At 70.8% G+C, this 17,181-nt stretch carries 16 protein-coding genes; 13 read left to right on the top strand and 3 right to left on the bottom strand.

Going from position 1 to position 17,181, the window contains the following annotated elements:
* Nucleotides 1-26 precede the first annotated feature (26 nt).
* From EV371_RS20535 to EV371_RS20490, 10 genes are all read left to right on the top strand, one after another.
* Entirely contained in the window at nucleotides 27-1,166 is a 1,140-nt protein-coding gene (locus tag EV371_RS20535; RefSeq protein ID WP_130463489.1) for an FUSC family protein, read from the top strand.
* Nucleotides 1,167-1,312: 146 nt separating this feature from the next.
* Complete coding sequence (locus tag EV371_RS20530) at nucleotides 1,313-2,734, top strand: sulfatase-like hydrolase/transferase (protein WP_130463488.1); 1,422 nt, start codon at nucleotides 1,313-1,315, stop codon at nucleotides 2,732-2,734.
* 20 nt (nucleotides 2,735-2,754) lie between these two features.
* Entirely contained in the window at nucleotides 2,755-3,597 is an 843-nt protein-coding gene (locus tag EV371_RS20525; protein WP_207230554.1) for a bile acid:sodium symporter, read from the top strand.
* A gap of 216 nt (nucleotides 3,598-3,813) precedes the next feature.
* Nucleotides 3,814-5,526 carry an RICIN domain-containing protein gene (locus tag EV371_RS20520; RefSeq protein WP_130463487.1) on the top strand — a complete coding sequence of 571 codons (1,713 nt, stop codon included), beginning with the start codon at nucleotides 3,814-3,816 and terminating at the stop codon, nucleotides 5,524-5,526.
* Nucleotides 5,527-5,668: 142 nt separating this feature from the next.
* Entirely contained in the window at nucleotides 5,669-6,964 is a 1,296-nt protein-coding gene (locus tag EV371_RS20515) for a phospholipase D-like domain-containing protein (RefSeq protein ID WP_207230553.1), read from the top strand.
* A gap of 461 nt (nucleotides 6,965-7,425) precedes the next feature.
* Nucleotides 7,426-8,106, top strand: a complete 681-nt coding sequence (locus tag EV371_RS20510; RefSeq protein WP_130463485.1) for a lytic polysaccharide monooxygenase — start codon at nucleotides 7,426-7,428, stop codon at nucleotides 8,104-8,106.
* A gap of 254 nt (nucleotides 8,107-8,360) precedes the next feature.
* Nucleotides 8,361-8,774 (top strand): DUF6069 family protein, encoded by a 414-nt coding sequence (locus EV371_RS20505; RefSeq protein WP_130463484.1) that lies wholly within the window; start codon nucleotides 8,361-8,363, stop codon nucleotides 8,772-8,774.
* A gap of 39 nt (nucleotides 8,775-8,813) precedes the next feature.
* Entirely contained in the window at nucleotides 8,814-9,167 is a 354-nt protein-coding gene (locus EV371_RS20500) for a YciI family protein (RefSeq protein ID WP_130463483.1), read from the top strand.
* Between the two features lie 20 nt (nucleotides 9,168-9,187).
* A complete protein-coding gene (locus EV371_RS20495; protein WP_130463482.1) occupies nucleotides 9,188-10,384 on the top strand; it encodes an RNA polymerase sigma factor in 1,197 nt (398 codons plus the stop codon).
* Nucleotides 10,381-10,962, top strand: a complete 582-nt coding sequence (locus tag EV371_RS20490) for a dihydrofolate reductase family protein (protein ID WP_349340710.1) — start codon at nucleotides 10,381-10,383, stop codon at nucleotides 10,960-10,962. The genes EV371_RS20495 and EV371_RS20490 overlap by 4 nt, the downstream gene beginning before the upstream one ends.
* Nucleotides 10,963-11,167: 205 nt before the next feature.
* Here the strand turns inward: EV371_RS20490 and EV371_RS20485 are convergent, their stop codons facing one another.
* The gene (locus tag EV371_RS20485) at nucleotides 11,168-12,364 is read right to left on the bottom strand and encodes an FAD-dependent oxidoreductase (RefSeq protein ID WP_130463481.1); all 1,197 of its coding nucleotides are present in this window, start codon (nucleotides 12,362-12,364) and stop codon (nucleotides 11,168-11,170) included.
* A 122-nt stretch (nucleotides 12,365-12,486) separates the two neighbouring features.
* Nucleotides 12,487-13,530: an enoyl-CoA hydratase/isomerase family protein gene (locus tag EV371_RS20480; protein WP_130463480.1), complete on the bottom strand. Its 1,044-nt coding sequence runs from the start codon at nucleotides 13,528-13,530 to the stop codon at nucleotides 12,487-12,489.
* 57 nt (nucleotides 13,531-13,587) lie between these two features.
* Between EV371_RS20480 and EV371_RS20475 the strand changes: the two genes are divergently transcribed.
* Nucleotides 13,588-14,655, top strand: a complete 1,068-nt coding sequence (locus tag EV371_RS20475; protein WP_130463479.1) for an amidohydrolase family protein — start codon at nucleotides 13,588-13,590, stop codon at nucleotides 14,653-14,655.
* Between the two features lie 77 nt (nucleotides 14,656-14,732).
* Entirely contained in the window at nucleotides 14,733-14,942 is a 210-nt protein-coding gene (locus EV371_RS33490) for a hypothetical protein (RefSeq protein ID WP_165436766.1), read from the top strand.
* Nucleotides 14,943-14,960: 18 nt separating this feature from the next.
* On the opposite strand, the gene EV371_RS20465 is transcribed toward EV371_RS33490, so the two are convergent.
* Nucleotides 14,961-16,235, bottom strand: coding sequence for an amidase (locus tag EV371_RS20465; protein ID WP_165436765.1), 1,275 nt, complete (start codon nucleotides 16,233-16,235; stop codon nucleotides 14,961-14,963).
* A gap of 195 nt (nucleotides 16,236-16,430) precedes the next feature.
* Here EV371_RS20465 and EV371_RS20460 point away from each other — a divergent pair, with 195 nt between their 5' ends.
* A complete protein-coding gene (locus EV371_RS20460) occupies nucleotides 16,431-17,096 on the top strand; it encodes a GntR family transcriptional regulator (protein WP_130463476.1) in 666 nt (221 codons plus the stop codon).
* The last annotated feature ends 85 nt before the right edge of the window (nucleotides 17,097-17,181 follow it).

The following is a 17,181-nucleotide window of genomic DNA, read 5'->3' as shown; positions in this document are numbered from 1 at the left end:
GGGCGTGCGGGCGGGTAAACGCCGCCATGCCGTCCGGTGCGCCAGCGGAGAGCCCGGGATCACCGGTCGACCGGCTGCGGAGCCGGCTGGCCAGGACCGGTCGGACCTGGTCCCGCCGCCTCCGGACGTACCTGATCATCGGCGTCCAGGCCGGGCTCGCGGCGGCGCTCGCCTGGGTGGTCGCCCACCGGCTGCTGGACATCGAGGAACCCACGTTCGCTCCGGGCGCGGCGGTGGCGGTGATCGGCGCGTCGCTGGCCAGGCGGGCCCTGCGAACCGTCGAGCTACTCGTCGGCATCGGGATCGGCATCGCGGCCGGCGACGTGCTGATCGCGCTGATCGGCACCGGGGCGTGGCAGACCGGGGTGATCGTCTCCCTGGCGGTCACCGGCGCGGCTGTCGCCCGAGGCACCGGCCTGCTGATGACCCAGGCCGGTGCCACCGCGGTGCTGGTGGCGACGCTCACCCCGGCCAATCCGGACCTGGAGCTGCCCCGCGCGCTCAACGCGCTGGTCGGCGGCGCGGTGGGGCTCTTCGTGATGCTGGTCCTGGCGCCGCTCAACCCGCTGCGCACCATACGCCGGGTCGCCGGCTCCGCGCTGGAACTGTTCGCCCGCCAGATGCAGACCTGCGCCGAGGCCCTCGCCGCCGGCGACGCCGACCGGGCGGAGGCCCTGTTGGCCCAGATGCGCAACTCGGATCCGAAGCTGACGCAGCTGCGGGAGGCGGTCTCCGCCGCCGACGAGATGGTCCGGTTCTCCCCGCTGCGGTGGCGCCGGCGCCGGACCGTACACGCCTACCAGCACGGCGCGAAGCACATGGAGCGGGCGTACCGCAACAGCCGGACCCTGGTTCGTCGCGCCGGCACCGCGCTGCGGGACGCCGAACCGATGCCGCCGGACCTGCCGGCCGCCATCGGAGAGTACGGCGCGGCGGTGCGGCTGATGCACCGGGAGTTCCTGGCCGGTAAGGAACCGGTACAGGCCCGTGCACAGGTGCTCTCGGCGGTGCGGCTCGCCGGGGAGGCGTGCCGGCAGGAAATCGGCCTTTCCGGGACGATGGTGGTACTCCAGGTGCGGACCGTCGCCAACGAACTGCTGCGGGCCACCGGGATGCGACGCGACGAGGCCCGCCGCCTGGTCCGCCGCGCCGTCGCCGGCCACTGAACGTCCCCGGCAACCCGGACGGCACCGCGCTCGCCACCGGCGGCGCCGGCCCGCTGCGGCGCCTTTTCCCCGCAAGGGCGGCGCCGTTTCCTCCGAAGGGTGGTGCGGAGGATGTTAGAAACCATGACGAACAGGTACTGGCTCGTATGGCGACGACTGGACCCACGGGTAGGCCACCGACGGCCGGGCCGCCGGGTACGCCCCGGAGGACGCAGCCGCCGGACGTCCTGTTCATCCTGGCCGATGACCTGGGTTGGGGCGACCTGGGTTGTTACGGCTCCTCGATCCGAACCCCCAACCTCGATCGGCTGGCGGGGGAGGGCATGCTGTTCCGGCACGGCTACGCGTGCTCACCGTGGTGCTCGTCGACCCGCATCGGCCTCTACACGGGTCGTTACCCCACCCGGCTGCCGGCGGCCCTGGAGGAGCCGCTGACCACGCACACGAAGCACAACGGGATCCCCGCCGGCCACCAGACGCTGCCATCGCTGCTCCTGGCCGCCGACTACCGGACCGCGATGTTCGGTAAGTGGCACTGCGGCTGGCTGCCCTGGTACAGCCCGCTGCGTATCGGCTTCCAGACCTTCTTCGGGAATCTCGACGGTGCCATCGACTACTTCGAGCACGTCAACACGGTTGGCGAGGCCGACCTGTACGAGGGGGAGACCTCGGTCGAGCAGACCGGCTACTACACCTCGCTGATCTCCGAGCGCGCGGCCGACTTCGTCGCCCAGAATCGCGGTGGCCCGTTCTACGTCCAGCTCAACTACACCGCGCCGCACTGGCCGTGGGAGGGGCCACAGGACCGCGAGGTCGGTGCGGAGATCCGGCGCAGGTTCGGCCAGGAGGCCGAAGCCACCCCGTTAATCCACCGCGACGGAGGCTCGCTGGCGAAGTACGCCGAACTGGTGGAGGCGATGGACGCGGGGATAGGCACCGTGCTCACCGCGCTGGCGAACGCCGGGCGCGCCGACAACACCATCGTCGTCTTCACCTCCGACAACGGCGGCGAGCGATGGTCGAGAAACTGGCCGCTGGTGGGCGAGAAGGGCGATCTGACCGAGGGTGGGATCCGGGTACCGCTGATTCTGCGGTGGCCCGCCGCCGTGGCCGGGGGTCAGGTCGTCGACCACCCGATCGACACCCTGGACCTGACCGCGACACTCGTCGACGCAGCCGGGACGGCGCCGGATGAACGCTGCCCGCTGGACGGTGTGAACCTGCGGCCGTGGCTCGTCGACGGAGCCGACTTCCCCGAGCACGACCTGTTCTGGCGTACCTCGAATCAGGGCGCGCTGCGACGCGGCCGGTTCAAGTACCTGTTCGACCGCCGCGAACGGTCGGTGCTGGGCAACTGGCCGCGCCGCGACGGTCCCTTCCACCTGCTGTACGACCTGGCGGCGGACGGTCGGGAACAGGCGGACATCGCCGACCGGCATCCCCGGCTGACCGAGGAACTGGGCGCCACGTGGGCGCGGATCGACGCCGAACTGTTGCCCTACCCGCCGAGTCATCCGGGCGTACCGGAACCCTCGACGGCGAGGCCCGCCAGCAGCGAGCCGGACTAGGTCCGGGTGGCCGCGTCGCGATGATGATGCGTGATCTACTGTCCCGGGTGGCGGATCTGGCGGTCGTGATCTTCGCCGTGACCTCGATGCTCTCGGTCGGTCTCGCTCACTCGGCCAAGCAGATCCTCGGCCCGCTACGCGACGTGTGGGCGTTGCTGCGGGCGCTGCTGGCCAACTTCGTGCTGGTCCCTCTCCTCGCCCTCGGTATCGTCCGGCTCTGGCCGCTCGACCGACCGCTGGAGGCCGGGCTGATCCTGGTGGCGATGACGGCCGGCGCACCGTTCCTGATCAAACTGACCGAGGTGGCGCAGGGCTCGGTCGCGGTCAGCGCCGCATTGCTGGTGCTGTTGTTGCCAGTCACCGTCGTGTACGCGCCGATCGCCGTACCCCGGGTGTTGCCCGAAGCGGAGGTCTCCGCGGTCGCCCTCGCGGTGCCGCTGGTCCTGACCATGCTCCTGCCGCTCGCCGCCGGCCTGCTGGTCCGGGGCCGTTGGCTGGCCCAGGCCCGACGGCTGGGGCCGATCGCCCGCCGCACCTCGACCGTCGCGCTGGTGGTCATCGTCCTGGCCACCACGCTGGCCAATATCCCGACGATCGCCACCCTGTTCACCGGGGGGGCGATCATACCGGCCCTGCTGGTCATCGCGGGTGCGTTCGTGCTCGGCTACCTGCTCGGGGGCCGGGATCGCGGCCTCCGCGTCATTCTCGGGCTCGGCACCTCGCAACGGAACATCGCGGCGGCGACGGTGATGGCGACGCAGGGCTTCGCCGACAACGACACCCTGGTCATGGTGATCGTGACCTCGCTGGCCGGTTTCGCACTGCTCTTCCCCATCGCGGGCGTGCTGCGTACCCGCCGCTGACCCGGCGCCGTGCCGGGTACCCGCCGCTGACCCGACGCGCCGTGGCCGCGCCGTGATCCGGGTCGCCGGACCCCCACCAGGTCGGGCACTCCGGGGCGGCTGTGCGGCGTCTGTGCGGCCAGCCCGGAATACTCTGCGCGGCCAGCCCGGAATACTCTGCCGCGCGACGCCCGGTCGGCGACGAACGTCGGACCTGATACCACCTGGGAGGCACGGGTGCGGTCGAGACTCATCAGGGTGGTGGCGCTGCTGGTCGTCGTCGTGACGTCGGCCGGCTGGCCGCTGCCGAGGCCGGCGGGCGCGAGCGTGTTGCGCGGGATTCCGCTCGATCCGGGCTCCGCGTGGTACCCACGGGCGATCCGGCTGGAACACGCGCCGGCCCCGTACCGCGGCCGGATCCTGGTCTCCACGAACACCGGTGCGGGTGGCACGTTCTTCGAGAGCACCGACGACGGTGCGACCTTCCGGCGCATCGGCGGGCTCGCCGTCAGCCGAGGGCCGGGCGAGTTCTCCTGCTGCTCGACGCTGTTCGAGTTCCCCGAGCGGCTCGGCGACTATCCCGAGGGCACGCTGATCTGGGCGACCTCGGTCAACACCTTCGGCGGCGGCGACACGGTGCCGAACCCGGACGCGCGCATCGTCGCCTGGCGCAGCACCGATCACGGGCGCAGCTGGCTGGCGCTGCCGGGGCCGATCGTGACCGGTGGATCGGGACACGGGCTGTGGGAACCGGAGTTCTCGGTCGTCGGCGGAGACCTGGTCGTCCACTTCTCGGACAAGACACAGCAGCCCCGGTACGGCCAGACCCTGGCCCGGGCCCGCTCCGCCGACGGGGGCGACACCTGGGGCGCGAAGGTCAACACCGTCGCGGTCGACGCGAGCCCGGACCTGGCGGCGGAGGACAGCCCGGGGATGCCGGTGGTGCGCCGGCTGCCGGACGGCCGCTACCTGATGGCGTACGAGTACTGCAACATCAGCCCGGTGCCGGGCGGGCACGGCTGCCGCGTCCACTATCGGGTTTCCGCCGACGGCTGGGACTGGGGCGACCAGACCCACCGGGGCACCATCGCCAAGACCGTCGACGGCAGACATCTTGCCCACGCACCGACCATCGCCTGGGCACCAGGTGGCGGACCGAACGGTCGGCTCCTGATGATCGCCAGGCTGGTGCGGACCGGTGCCGACACCGGCGCCGCCACCGTGCTGAGGGGCCCGAGCGGCACCACCGTACTGGTCAACGACGAGAACGGGGTGGGTGCGTGGTACGAGATCGACGCTCCGGTCGGTATCGGCGACTTCCGGGACGAGAGTCTCAGCGGTGCCGAGCGCGATCTGGTCCTCGCGTGCCAGAACTACAGCTCCGCGCTGCTGCCGTCGGGGGACGGCACACGGCTGCTGGAGGTGGCGACCGACGTGCTGGACGGCACCTGCAAGGCGTTCTACGCCACCGGGGCCGTCGCGCCGCCCGGCGGTCCGGCCGGCGTGCGGGCGAACACGACGTACCGCCTGGTCAACCTGAAGTCGCGGGCCTGCCTGGACGTGGTGGCCGGCCGGGTCGCCGACGGCTCCCGGGTGCAGCAGTGGAGCTGCGACACCGGCGTGCTGGTGCAGCGGTGGCGGGCGTCGAGTAACCGACCGGGCCTCTTCTCGTTCGTCAACGCGAAGTCGGGACGCTGCCTCGACGTGCCGAACGGGAACATCTCGGTCGACGACGGCGACGTGACGCAGATCTGGACGTGCAACGGCACCGGCGCCCAGAACTGGCGGCTGTCCGCGGTCGGGCGGTCGACGTACACCATCTCGCCGCAGAACAACCCGGACCTGTGCCTGGCCGCCGCCGGCGGTTCGACGGCGAACGGCGCCGCCGCGACGCTCGTGCCGTGCGCCTCCGGCAGCGCCCGGCTGTGGTTCCTGTCCCCGACGAGCTGACCCCGGCACCGCTGGCGGTGTGTGCCGGATCTGTGCGCAGCGCTGGGAGGCTCGGCCGCGACGATGTACCCCGTGGGCGGCGTCGCCCGCCTCACCGTGACCTCGTGCCAGCCCGAACAGATCCCCTGAGGAGGACATTGCTTTGCTGCGGAGACGCCTGAGCCACATCACCGCCATCGCCGCCGTGGCCGGCCTCGCCGCCGGCCTGCTCGTCGCGGTCGCGAGCACGGCCAGCGCGGCCACCAAGCCGGTCATCAACGGACCGACCTTCAACGACCCGCTCGGGTCGGCCGCCAGCCAGGCCGCGATATTCACCCAGATCATCCAGCTGGTCGACGCGACGCCTGCGGGTGAACAGATCCGGGTGTCGGTGTTCGACTTCACCGACGCCGCGATCGCCGACGCGTTGCTGAGGGCGCACCGCCGCGGCGTCCGGGTCCGGGTGATCGTCGACGACTCGTCCTATCTGGACGGGAACGGAAAGCGGAAGGCCAGTCCGGCCTGGGACCGGCTGAGCAATCCCGTCACGGGGCTCGGCACCGACGACGGGGCACCCTCCTGGATCGTGATGTGCGACGACAGGTTCGAAGACGACGACGGCGTCGACGACGTCCGCCGCGGCTGCATCGCGACGGCCCCGCCGGGCCCCGCGTACAACCACAACAAGTTCTTCCTGTTCTCCAAGGTCGGTCCGTTCGAGGACGGCACCAGCTACCAGAAGGTGGTGCTGCAGACATCGTCGAACCTGACCGACTGGTACAAGGTGGAGTCCTACAACGACGCGGTGACCTTCGTCGACGCGACCGTGTACGACGCCTTCGCCGTGTACCACGAGGACATGCGGCGGTTGCGGTACTCGCGCACCGGGGACAACGGCTACTACCGTTCCACCCCGACCGGGAGCACCTATCGGGCGTTCTTCTTCCCGCGCCGCGACGCCACCTACCGCAATCCGTCCTCCGACACGATCGTCAACGCCCTGGACGAGATCTCCTGCGGGTACACCGGCGCGGACGGCATGCGCCACCAGACCGACATCCGGATCGTGGTCCTCAACTTCCTCGGCTCGCGCAGCCAGGTCGCGACGAAACTGGCGCAGTTGCGCGGGCAGCGCTGCTGGATCGACGTCATCTACGCGGAGAGCGACGCCACTGTCGAAGGCATCCTCGACAAGGCCGACATCCAGCGCCTGCGCTGCAAGTTCAACGTGGCGCCGGGCATCGACGTGCGACCGCACAACAAGTTCATGCTCATCGACGGCTCCTACAACGGTGGCATCGAGCCTCGGGTGTACACCGGCAGCCCTAACCTGGACGGATCGTCGCTGCGCTCGTCGGACCAGGCGCTGCTGCGGATCACCAGTGCCGCCTACCACGCCAGCTACCTGAGCTACTTCTACAAGATCCGGCGTACCTGCCGCGCCGGTATGGGCGCCTGAACGCAGTGCCGGACGGCAGTTCAGCAACGGGGGGCTCACGGGATCGTTCGGGCCGATCGGGCGCCGTACCGGGGCTGGCGGCGCGAAGCCGCGGCAGCTTCGTCGGCGCGATCCGGAAGCTCGCCGAGCCCGGGGCGACGGGGTGCCGACGCGGACCCCGGAGCTGACGCCGGACCCAGCCTGATGCCCGGCCACGCGGACGCGTGGCCGGGCATCAGGCTGTAGACCACGATCTCCAGCCCGCTATCCGTCAACTCTTTGGCGTTGATTGGTCGCTGTCTGCCAAATTTCCCAAAATGCCCGCTGTGGGAGACGCTGAGCTGCACTTGGCCACGACTCCGGCCATCTCGACACACTCGGACCAAATTAGATCAATATTGATATCTATGGTTCTCGATGTCATACTCTGCTGGAAGCGCTCCCACCTCGGCCCTTCGGTGCCTAAGAACGGAGGACGTACCATGCGTTCACACAAGCCCGACCAATCCGCCGGGCGATCCCGGTCGGCTGCCCGGCATCCCATCCGGGTGCTCGTCCTGGCCCTGACCATGGTGGTTGGCATTCTGCCCTGGGCTGGCGTGGCCCAGGCCCACGGCACCATCGTCAACCCACGGTCCCGCGCCTACCAATGCTGGCAGGACTGGGGCAGCAACCACATGAGCCCGACCATGCAGCAGCAGGACCCGATGTGTTACCAGGCGTTCCAGGCCAACCCCGACACAATGTGGAACTGGATGAGCCAGCTGCGGGACGGCCTCGGCGGGCAGTTCCAGTCCCGTACCCCGGACGGCCAACTGTGCAGCAACGGCCTCTCCAGGAACAACAGCCTGAACACGCCTGGTGAGTGGCGGCGGACCAACGTCGGCCGTAGCTTCACCGTCCAGCTGTACGACCAGGCCAGCCACGGTGCCGACTTCTTCCGGGCCTACGTCACCCGGCAGGGGTTCAACCCGGCCACCCAGCGCGTCGGTTGGGGCAACCTCGAGCTGGTCGCGACGACCGGGCGCTACGCGCCGGCGCAGAACATCTCGTTCAACGTCAATGCGGCCGGACGCAGCGGGCCGCACGTCCTCTTCGTGATCTGGCAGGCTTCACACATGGACCAGGCGTACATGTGGTGCAGTGACATCAACATCTCCTGATCACAAGAACCGACAGCGGTAGTACCTCTCCGGCCCAGGACCTTGGCGTCCTGGGCCGGAGCCGTTCGCCGTCCTGATGCTTGTGGGCGTATCGTCGCGTTCGTTCGCTATGCCCCATGACTTACCTGATGTTCGCCGGAGGTGAACGTCTTCGAAAAAATCCGGCGGGCCTGTCGATCCGGGCGGTTCGTTTTCGTAGCCCTGGTGAGAGAGCCGGACAGCGATCCGGTACACACAACCCGCTGGAGGGCAAGATGACCACCACTGACAGCCCGGTCCGGACCGCCACCGCGACGGTCGGTGCGCTGATCCGGACCGGTGTCATCGCCACGGTTGCCGCGAGCGCCGCCACCATGGCCGTCGCCGCCGGTGGCCACGCGGCAGGGGTCAGCCTCGACCTGGGTGGCGCCCCGATCCCGGTGTCCGGGTTCGGCGTGCTGACCGCTGTCTTTTCGCTGATCGGCGTCGTGATCGCCATGCTGCTGTCCCGGTTCGCCCGGCGGCCGCGGCGCACGTTCGTACACACGACGGTGGTGCTGACCGTCCTGTCGCTGGTGCCCGACGTGATCGCCGACGCCGGTGTGGCCACCAAGGCGCTACTGATGCTCACCCACCTGGTCGCGGCCGCGATCGTGATCCCCGCCGTGGCGCGCCGCCTGGCCGCCTGATCTGTCACCATCCCACCGTCGAACTACCGGAGGACCACCATGAAGCAGTACCTGCTGTCCGTGCACTTCGTCGAGGGCGCCCCGACGCCGTCGGACGAGGAGATGCAGACCATGATGCGGGAGACCGATCGGATCACCACCGAGATGCAGGCCGCTGGCGCCTGGGTCTTCGCCGGAGGACTCCTGTCGCCGGAGAGCGCCACCGTCGTCCGGATCGAGAAGGGTGCCACCACCATGAGTGACGGTCCGTTCGCCGAGACGAAGGAGCACATCGCCGGATTCTGGATCATCAAGTGTGCGGACCTGGACCAGGCGCTCGGCTGGGCCGAGAAGTGCGCGGCGGCCTGTGGCCCGATCGAGGTGCGCCCCTTCGACGAACTGTCCCAGGCCTGAACCGGGGCCGGTCACCCGACATGGACCTGGCGAACATCTACCGCGCGGAGTACGGCCGTTGCGTCGCCACCCTGGCCCGCCTCCTCGGCGACATCCACCTCGCCGAGGAGGCGGTCCAGGACGCCTTCACCACCGCGCTGCAGAAGTGGCAGACCCTTCCGCCGAACCCGGGCGCCTGGATCGTGACCACCGCGCGCAACCGGGCCGTCGACCGGCTCCGCCGGGAGTCGACCCGCGAGGCCCGGCACGCCCAGGCCCTGCTACTGCACCAACAGGACGAGCCTCAGGAGGTGGGACCCGTGAAAGACGACCAGCTGCGACTCATCTTCACCTGCTGCCACCCGGCGCTCGCCCCCGACGCGCGGACCGCCCTCACGCTCCGCCTGCTCGGCGGCCTCGAGGTTCCGGAGATCGCCCGGGCGTACCTGACCCAGGAAGCGACCGTTGCCCAGCGGATCGTGCGGGCCAAGAAGAAGATCCGGGACGCCGGCATCCCGTACCGGGTACCCGCCGAGCACGAGCTGCCCGACCGGCTCCCGCCCGTACTCACCGTGCTCTACCTGATGTTCAACGAGGGCTACACGTCCACCGCCGGACCGCTGATCAGAACCGACCTCTGCACCGAGGCGATCCGGCTCGCCCGCGAACTCGCCGCGCTGATGCCCGACGAGCCCGAGGTGCTCGGCCTGCTCGCCCTGCTGCTGCTGACCGAGGCGCGCCGCCCGGCCCGGCTCGGCCCGACCGGCGGACTCGTGCTCCTGGCCGACCAGGACCGGTCGTTGTGGAACCGGACACTCATCGCCGAGGGCCACGAACTGGTCCGCCGATGCCTGCGACGCAACCGGCCCGGCCCATACCAGATCCAGGCCGCGATCAGCGCGGTGCACACCGACGGCGCCACCACCGATTGGCAGCAGGTGCTGGCGCTCTACGACCAACTCCTCGCGTTCGCCCCGACCCCGGTCGTCGCGCTCAACCGGGCGGTCGCCGTCGCCGAGGTGCACGGACCGGCGGCGGCCCTCGCCGCGCTGGAGGAGATCGACCTTCCCGGCTACCACCGGCTGCCGGCCACCCGGGCCGAACTGCTGGCCCGGCTCGGCCGCGACACAGCCGCCCGAGCCGCCTACGACCAGGCCATCGCACTGGCCACCAACGAGACCGAGCGTGCCTTCCTGCACGCCCGTCGTATCGAACTCACCAACACAGGGACAGCATGATGACCGCTACCTACACCTTCGACGTCTTCTCCAGTCTCGACGGCTTCGGCACCCACAGCGGCAACTGGGGTGGCTACTGGGGTAAGCAGGGCCCCGAACTTCTCGAGCACCGCCTCGCCGTGTACGGCCAGGAGCAGCGCATGGTCTTCGGGGCCGGGACGTACCGGGCGTTCGCCCGGATGCTGGCCGCGAGTACCGAGGAGTCCGAGGTACGTGACGCCTGGGTCACCCGGATGAGAAGCCTCCCGGCGACGGTGCTGTCCAACACGCTGGTGGGCCCCCTCGACTGGCCGGACGCCACCGTCGTGAGCGGTGACGCCGTGGACGCCGTCGCACGGCTCAAGGAGGAGTCCGAGCTGCCGCTGCGCTCGCACGGCAGCCTGTCGCTGAACCGGGCTCTGATGGCCGCCGGTCTGGTCGACCGCGTCCAGGTGACGCTCTTCCCGGTGGTCACCGGTCGGACCGGGACGGAGCCGGTCTTCCAGGGCGCGGCCGACTTCGACCTGGAGCTGATCGAGAGCCGGACACTCGACGGTCGTACCCAGGAACTCGTCTACCGCCCCACCCTGCATTTCTGAGTCCGTGCGAACGCCTCCAGCCGCGAGGGACCTCGCCGCCCTCATCCAGGCCGTACTCCGGGACCGCTACCCGGGCGGCGAGGCGGGATCCTCGGCTGCCGCCTCCGGATGTAGACCGTCGGTCCCTCCTACCGACCTGCTGTGGTCCCTCCTACCGACCATCCCGGATCGACCCGAATCCGGGTGGGAGTCGACGAGACCCGCACTAGACCGCCCGTTCAGGGGTGGACCCCGTCTGGTTACCACGGGCCTGCAGCAGTTGCTGCCGCTTGCTGTTCCTGAGCCACCTGTGTGACCCAGGCTTACGTGCCTCGCTCGCCAGATGCTTGACGCTGGCCTCGCTGGACAACTCCTTGAGCTTCGCGCCCGGGCGGCCGCCCAGGTAGACCCTCATCGCGATGTCGTCCCGGTTGGCCAACTGGTAGATGCCGACCCGCCGCCCGAGGCTGATGCACATGGCGGTGGCGAGCACACTCACCGACGTGGGTCGCTCGCCGGTGATCCGGTGGAGCACGGTGTCAGCGGCATGTGCGCCCAGACAACCCGCGGCATAGGCGCTCATCCGGAACGGGAGGTCCGACGGTGCCGCCGAATCCCCGGCCGCGACGATGCGTTCGTCATCGACGCTGGTCAACGACTCGTCGGTGAGTAGCCGCCCCACGGCGTCGGTGCTCAGCCCGCTGCGCATGGCCAGGTCCGGCACGCCGAATCCGGCGGTCCAGATGGTCACCTCGCTCGGCAGCCTGCGGCCGCCGCTGAGCTGTACGGCGTCGGGCGTGACCGCTACGACCCTGGTGCCAGGACCGTCGACCACGGTCACCCCGAGGTCGGCCATCTGCCTGGCGGCCTTACGTCGGGCCTGCGGGTGCAGGTACGGCCCGAGCACTCCGCCGCAGACCAGGGTGACCCGACGCCCCTGCTCCGCCAGCTCGGCGGCGGTCTCGATGCCGGTCGGGCCGGCGCCGACCACCGTCACCGCGGCGGTCGGGGGCGTGGCGGCGAGGACCGACCGCAACCGCTGCGCCGCCTCCAGGGTGGCGACCGGGTAGGCGAACTCGGCTGCTCCCGGGGTGCGCCAATCGGTGCTTTCGCTGCCCACCGCGTAGATCAGATAGTCGTAGTCCACCGTGCCGCCGGTCGCCAGCGTCACGCTGCGCCCGGCCGCGTCGATCCGGTCCACGGTGTCGACCACCAGCCGGACGTTCTCGGCCAGGATCTCCCGGTATTCGACGACCGCGTCGTGGGACCCGCCCAGCAGTTGATGCAGGCGAAGCCGCGCGACGAAACGCGGGCGCGGATTGATCAACGTCACCGTCAGGTCGTCCCGCTGGGTCAGGCGGTTGGCCGCCATCACGCCCGCGTACCCACCGCCGACCACCACCACCCGGTGCTTCCCAGTCATCGGTGCCTCCTTCATTCCCATGGGGGTTTCACCACAGGACACCGTCCGGTCGAGCGTTGTGACAGGCATGAGCCAGGTCACTGCGTGGTAGGTGACGCGGGCGCCCCCCCGGGTCCGGTCGACTAGCTGGGCCCCGACCCCTGTGCGCCGTCGATCACCGCGTCCACCAGCCCCCAGGCCAGTGCCGTTTCGGCGCCGATGGGCAGCCCGGTCAGGGCCAACCAGGCGGTACGCTGCCGGCCGATGCGTCGGGGCAGGCTCACCGTGCCACCGGAGCCGGGCAGCAGGCCCATCCCGACCTCCGGCAGCCGGAACCAGGCGTCCGACGTGGCCACCACTCGTCCCGCGAAGGCGGCCAGTTCGACCCCGGCCCCGACGCAGCCGCCGTGCACGGTTGCGGTGACCCGAGGCGCCACGGCGGCCAGGGCCAGGGGCACGCTGCGGGCGGTCCGGACGAGATGCCCGACGACCGGGTTGGTCGTACCGAATTCGCCGAGGTCACCACCGGCGCAGAAGTTCGGGCCCGCGCCGCGCAGCTCGATCGGCCCGCCGCCGTCGGCCAGGCCGCGCAGCACCTCGACCAGCTCGTCCCGCATGGTTGTGTTCAGTGCGTTGCGCACCTGCGGTCGATTCAGCTCGATCGTGGTGCGGTCGCCGGCCACGGAGACCGCGACGGCCGGTCCCGGCTCCGGGCGAGGCCGCCGCTGGCGGCCGGCGAGCCAGTGGTGAAACTCCGCGCCGGACTGCAACAGCCCGTACGCCCAGGTCTCGGCGGTGATGGCGTCACCGATCCGAAGGTGTTCGGTGAGCCGGAGGAGCCGGGTGAGGGTGGCCGCGGCGACCGGGTTCGCCAGCACGCCCTCCAGCACTGGGACTAGCTGGTCAACATGGGGGACCGCGACGTCCGCCCAGGCCGTGAGGGCGGCGGTGCCGCCGCGCTCGGCCGGGCAGCCGACGGCCACGGTGACGCAGGGCGGATGCGGGGGGTCGGGGTCGATCAGCGGTACCCGGTCGGCGTCGTGCACGACCAGGACGGCACAGCCGTCGAGTATCGACAGGTGTTCCGTCGCCTCGGCGGCCTGGAGCAGCGTGATCGCCTCGGCCGCGGTGGTGTGGACGACCCGGCCCCTTCCAGGCACGCCGTCGTCGGCGCGGTCGGTGGTCATGCCCGGTCCCTCCGCGACGTCGGTCGTCAACCTAGGCCGATATTATATATTACATTGATGTGGCAGCTCGGCCCGAACGACGCCGTCGTGATCCGCGATGCCCGGCTGGGCCTGACCGCTGACCGCCGGGACGTCCTGCTCCGCGGTGGACTGGTCGCGGCGGTGGCCGTGCCCGGATCCATCGGGGGTGCCCGTGCGGGGGTGGCCGCCGATGCCGGAGCGGTGGACGTCGACGCAGGTCGAGGCGTCCTGCTGCCCGGGCTGGTGGACCATCATCTGCACATCGGTGCCTGGTTACGGGCGCGACGCTCGATCCCGCTGCGCGCCGAGGGGGTGGCGGCGACCCTCGCGGCCACGCCCCCGGACCGCCGGGGCTGGCGGGTGCTGTTCGGCCTGGACCACCAGCACGACATCGCCGCGGCGCTGCGGGTCGTGGCGGCAGTGACCGGGCCCTGCCTGGTGGTACACCGCACCGGGCATGCGAGCCTGTTCAACGCGGCGGCGGCCCGCCTCCTCGGCCGGGGGCGCTCGGCCGGAATCGACCACGGCCGTGGGTTGTGGGGGAGGGCACTGGGCCCCGCCGACCCGGAGTGGGAAAGGGATCAACTGCGCTGGTTGGCCCGGGACCTGCTCGCGCAGGGGGTCGTGGCGCTGCAGGACGCCACCCCCTACCCGGAAGCCGCTGCCGCGCGCTGCCGCTGGCTGCGTCTGCACCTGGCGCCGGTCCGGGTGAGCTTCATGGCCGATCCCGGAGAACCGTTGCGGTCCGCCCTCTGGACCAAGGTGTTCACCCGCGAACTGGCCGGTGCCTCGCCCACGGGGTCCTCCCTGGCCGTGCATGCCGTCGAGCCTGCGGAGATCATCGGCGCACTCGACCTGCTCGGGTCGCGGGCGCCGGCGCAGCCCCGGCCGCACCGGATCGAGCACGCGGCGCTCTGCCCCCGGCCGTGCTGGAGCGGATCGCGGTGGCGGGGTGCCAGGTCTGCGCAAATCCCGGCTTCCTGGTGGAGCGGGCGGCCGCGCTCGCGCCGCTGTCCCGTACCGGAGAGGATGCCTTCCTGCATCCGGTGGCCGAGATGGTTGCCGCCGGCGTGCCGGTGCGGTTCGGGTCGGACGCGCCGGTGACCCGGCCGGGGGTTTGGGGAGCTGTCGCCGGGGCGTGGGGGCGGGGCGGTGCCGGGGTACCGTTCGCCGGTCCGCCGGTGTCGCTGGCGACCGCGCTGGCGGCCGTGGTCCGGTTCCCGATTCCCGAGCGACCCGAGCGGTGGATCGGGCAACCGGCCGACCTCGCGCTGCTGGACGAGCGTTGGTTGACCGAGCCGTGCGCCCTGCTCTCCGCCGTCAGGGCGCCCGCCCTGGCCACCGTCGTCGGCGGCCGGTTGGCCTTCCGCAGCGGGGACCGGACGAACTGAGATCACCGGCGGGCGCGGTCACCGCTCGGCGGTCGGCCCGGCCAGGTGCCAGCCGGTGCGCGCCTGGACGTGCCGGGCGAACGCCAGCAGTCGTGGGTCGCTGAACGGGGCGCCGACCACCTGGAGCCCGATCGGCAGGCCGCCACGGCTGACCCCGCAGGGCATGGCGAGCGCGGGTACGCCGGCCAGGGCCCACAGGTAGGTGAACCGGGTAAGGTCCCTGACCAGCCCGAACTCGACCTCCTCCAGAGTGGCCGGCAGCACCGGTGTGGCCGGGGTGACGATGACGTCCACGGTCTCGAACACCCGCGCCAGCGAGCGTTTCCACGTCTGTGCGCGCTCACGTACCCCGGCGAGGTCGGTGCTGGTGATCGTCGCACCGAGGCGTAGCCGCTCCCGGACCAGCGCGCCGAAGTCCTCGGGGCGGTCGGCGAGGCGCCGCCGGTGTGTCGCCAGGGCCTCGGCATGGGCCAGGGTGATCGCGTCCCGGGTGGCGGTGGTGGCCAGCGGCAAGTCGACCTCGACCACCTTGTGTCCCCAGCGCCGGAACTCCGCGACGGAATCGCGGACCGCCGCCTCGATCTCCGGGTCGCAGCCGTCGAGGAAGAACCCGCCGGGGACGCCGATCCGGGTGCCCTCGGCCGGCACCGGTTCGGGGCGCGGTGGCGGCGAGTTCGGGTCGTGGCGGGCGAGTACCTGGTACAGCCGGGTGACGTCCACCGCGGAGCGGGCCATCGGCCCGACCGTGTCGAGGGAGGATGCGACCGGGAAAACGCCATCGGTGCTGATGGTGCCGAACGTCGGGCGCAGCCCGGTCGTGCAGGTGAAAGCGGCGGGAATGCGTACGCTGCCGCCGGTGTCGGTGCCGAGCGCACCGATCGCCTGGCCGTCGGCGAGGGCGGCGGCGCTGCCACTGCTCGACGGGCCGGCGATCCGCTCCAGGTCCCATGGGTTCCGACACGGCGGGTAGCGCGGGTGCGGAGCGAGCCCGAGCATGAACTCGGTCGTCTGGGACTTGCCGAGGATGACCGCACCCGCCTGGCGGAGCAGGCCGACCACGGTCGCGTCCGTGCCGGACCGGCGGTCGGCGAAGAACGCCGACCCGCAGCGGCAGGGCAGGCCAGCAACGTCGATGTTGTCCTTGACGACGATGGGCATACCGTCCAACGGGGACGGGGTCCCCAGGTCCCGGGCACGGTCGGCCTCGATCGCTTCGGCCAGGGCGGTTTCCGGGCATGTCGCGACGACCGCGTGTACTTCCGGGGTCCGCTTCGCGATACGCTCAAGGAGCATCGTCGTCAGTTCCCGAGCGGAGCGTCGGATGGGGCGGGTCGGGTGAGCGACCGGGTGGGACATCTTCCCGCCGTTCCCGCCGACGCATCGGCGCCGATGTATGTCGGGCCGGCTGAAGGATCGAAGCACCCGGGCGACGACAGCCGACCGCCTTATATATAGTATGTAGATTCGGGTTTGGGAAGGGTGCCGGACGTGACTCGCGGCTTCATGATCACCAAGGAGGAGCTGGTGGCGCGGCATGTGCGCCAGCTCATCGTCTCCGGTCAGCTGGAGCCTGGTGCGCGGTTGCGGCAGCAGAAGCTCGCCGACGAGCTGGGCGTGAGCCCCACCCCGGTCCGGGAAGCCCTGCGTAGCCTGATCAGCGAGGGGTGGCTGGTCGCCGTACCGCACATCGGGGTGTCGGTCGCGGACATCAACTACGAGGGTCTCGACGAGATCTTCACGGTCCGGCAGATGTTGGAGGGCTACCTTGCCGAGGGTGCGGCCCGCAACATGACCGACGCCATCCTGACCGTGCTGCGGAAGCTGAACCGGGAGTTCGAGGAGGCGTCGCGGCGGGGCGAGTTCATCGAGGCGCGACGCGCCAACTACGAGTTCCACCAGTTGATCTGGGAGACCGCCGGTTGCCCGTTCACGCTCGGGATCGTCAACGCGCTGTGGGCGAAGTTTCCCTGGAACATGCTGGGCGCGGTGCCGGGCCGAGGTGAGCGGACGGTGCACGAGCACACCGATCTGATCGAGGCGCTCGCGGCGCGTGATCCCGAACGTTCTGCGAAGGCATTGATCGCACACATCCAGAGCGGGCGGGCCGACCTGGAGCGCTCGACCCCGGGCCGCGACGGGGGTGCCGAGGGCTGAGCGTCCCACCGGCGGCGCCGAGGCTCAGGGCCCCAGGGCGGGCGGAAGGATCAAGGGCCTAACCAGCGAGGTCTTGTCAACTCCA

The organism is Plantactinospora sp. CNZ321 (assembly GCF_004217235.1).
Note: the sequence above shows the minus strand (reverse complement) of the source record. Positions and strands in the feature narration are given on the sequence as shown.

Excerpts from the sequence above, each read along its gene's own strand:
- EV371_RS20500 (WP_130463483.1), top strand. The coding sequence starts at position 8,814 with ATGAAGCAGTACCTGCTGTCCGTGCACTTCGTCGAGGGCGCCCCGACG.
- EV371_RS20485 (WP_130463481.1), bottom strand. The coding sequence starts at position 12,364 with ATGACTGGGAAGCACCGGGTGGTGGTGGTCGGCGGTGGGTACGCGGGC.
- EV371_RS20495 (WP_130463482.1), top strand. The coding sequence starts at position 9,188 with ATGGACCTGGCGAACATCTACCGCGCGGAGTACGGCCGTTGCGTCGCC.
- EV371_RS20525 (WP_207230554.1), top strand. The coding sequence starts at position 2,755 with ATGATGATGCGTGATCTACTGTCCCGGGTGGCGGATCTGGCGGTCGTG.
- EV371_RS20480 (WP_130463480.1), bottom strand. The coding sequence starts at position 13,530 with ATGACCACCGACCGCGCCGACGACGGCGTGCCTGGAAGGGGCCGGGTC.
- EV371_RS20465 (WP_165436765.1), bottom strand. The coding sequence starts at position 16,235 with ATGCTCCTTGAGCGTATCGCGAAGCGGACCCCGGAAGTACACGCGGTC.
- EV371_RS20530 (WP_130463488.1), top strand. The coding sequence starts at position 1,313 with ATGGCGACGACTGGACCCACGGGTAGGCCACCGACGGCCGGGCCGCCG.
- EV371_RS20535 (WP_130463489.1), top strand. The coding sequence starts at position 27 with ATGCCGTCCGGTGCGCCAGCGGAGAGCCCGGGATCACCGGTCGACCGG.
- EV371_RS20490 (WP_349340710.1), top strand. The coding sequence starts at position 10,381 with ATGATGACCGCTACCTACACCTTCGACGTCTTCTCCAGTCTCGACGGC.
- EV371_RS20475 (WP_130463479.1), top strand. The coding sequence starts at position 13,588 with ATGTGGCAGCTCGGCCCGAACGACGCCGTCGTGATCCGCGATGCCCGG.
- EV371_RS20510 (WP_130463485.1), top strand. The coding sequence starts at position 7,426 with ATGCGTTCACACAAGCCCGACCAATCCGCCGGGCGATCCCGGTCGGCT.
- EV371_RS20505 (WP_130463484.1), top strand. The coding sequence starts at position 8,361 with ATGACCACCACTGACAGCCCGGTCCGGACCGCCACCGCGACGGTCGGT.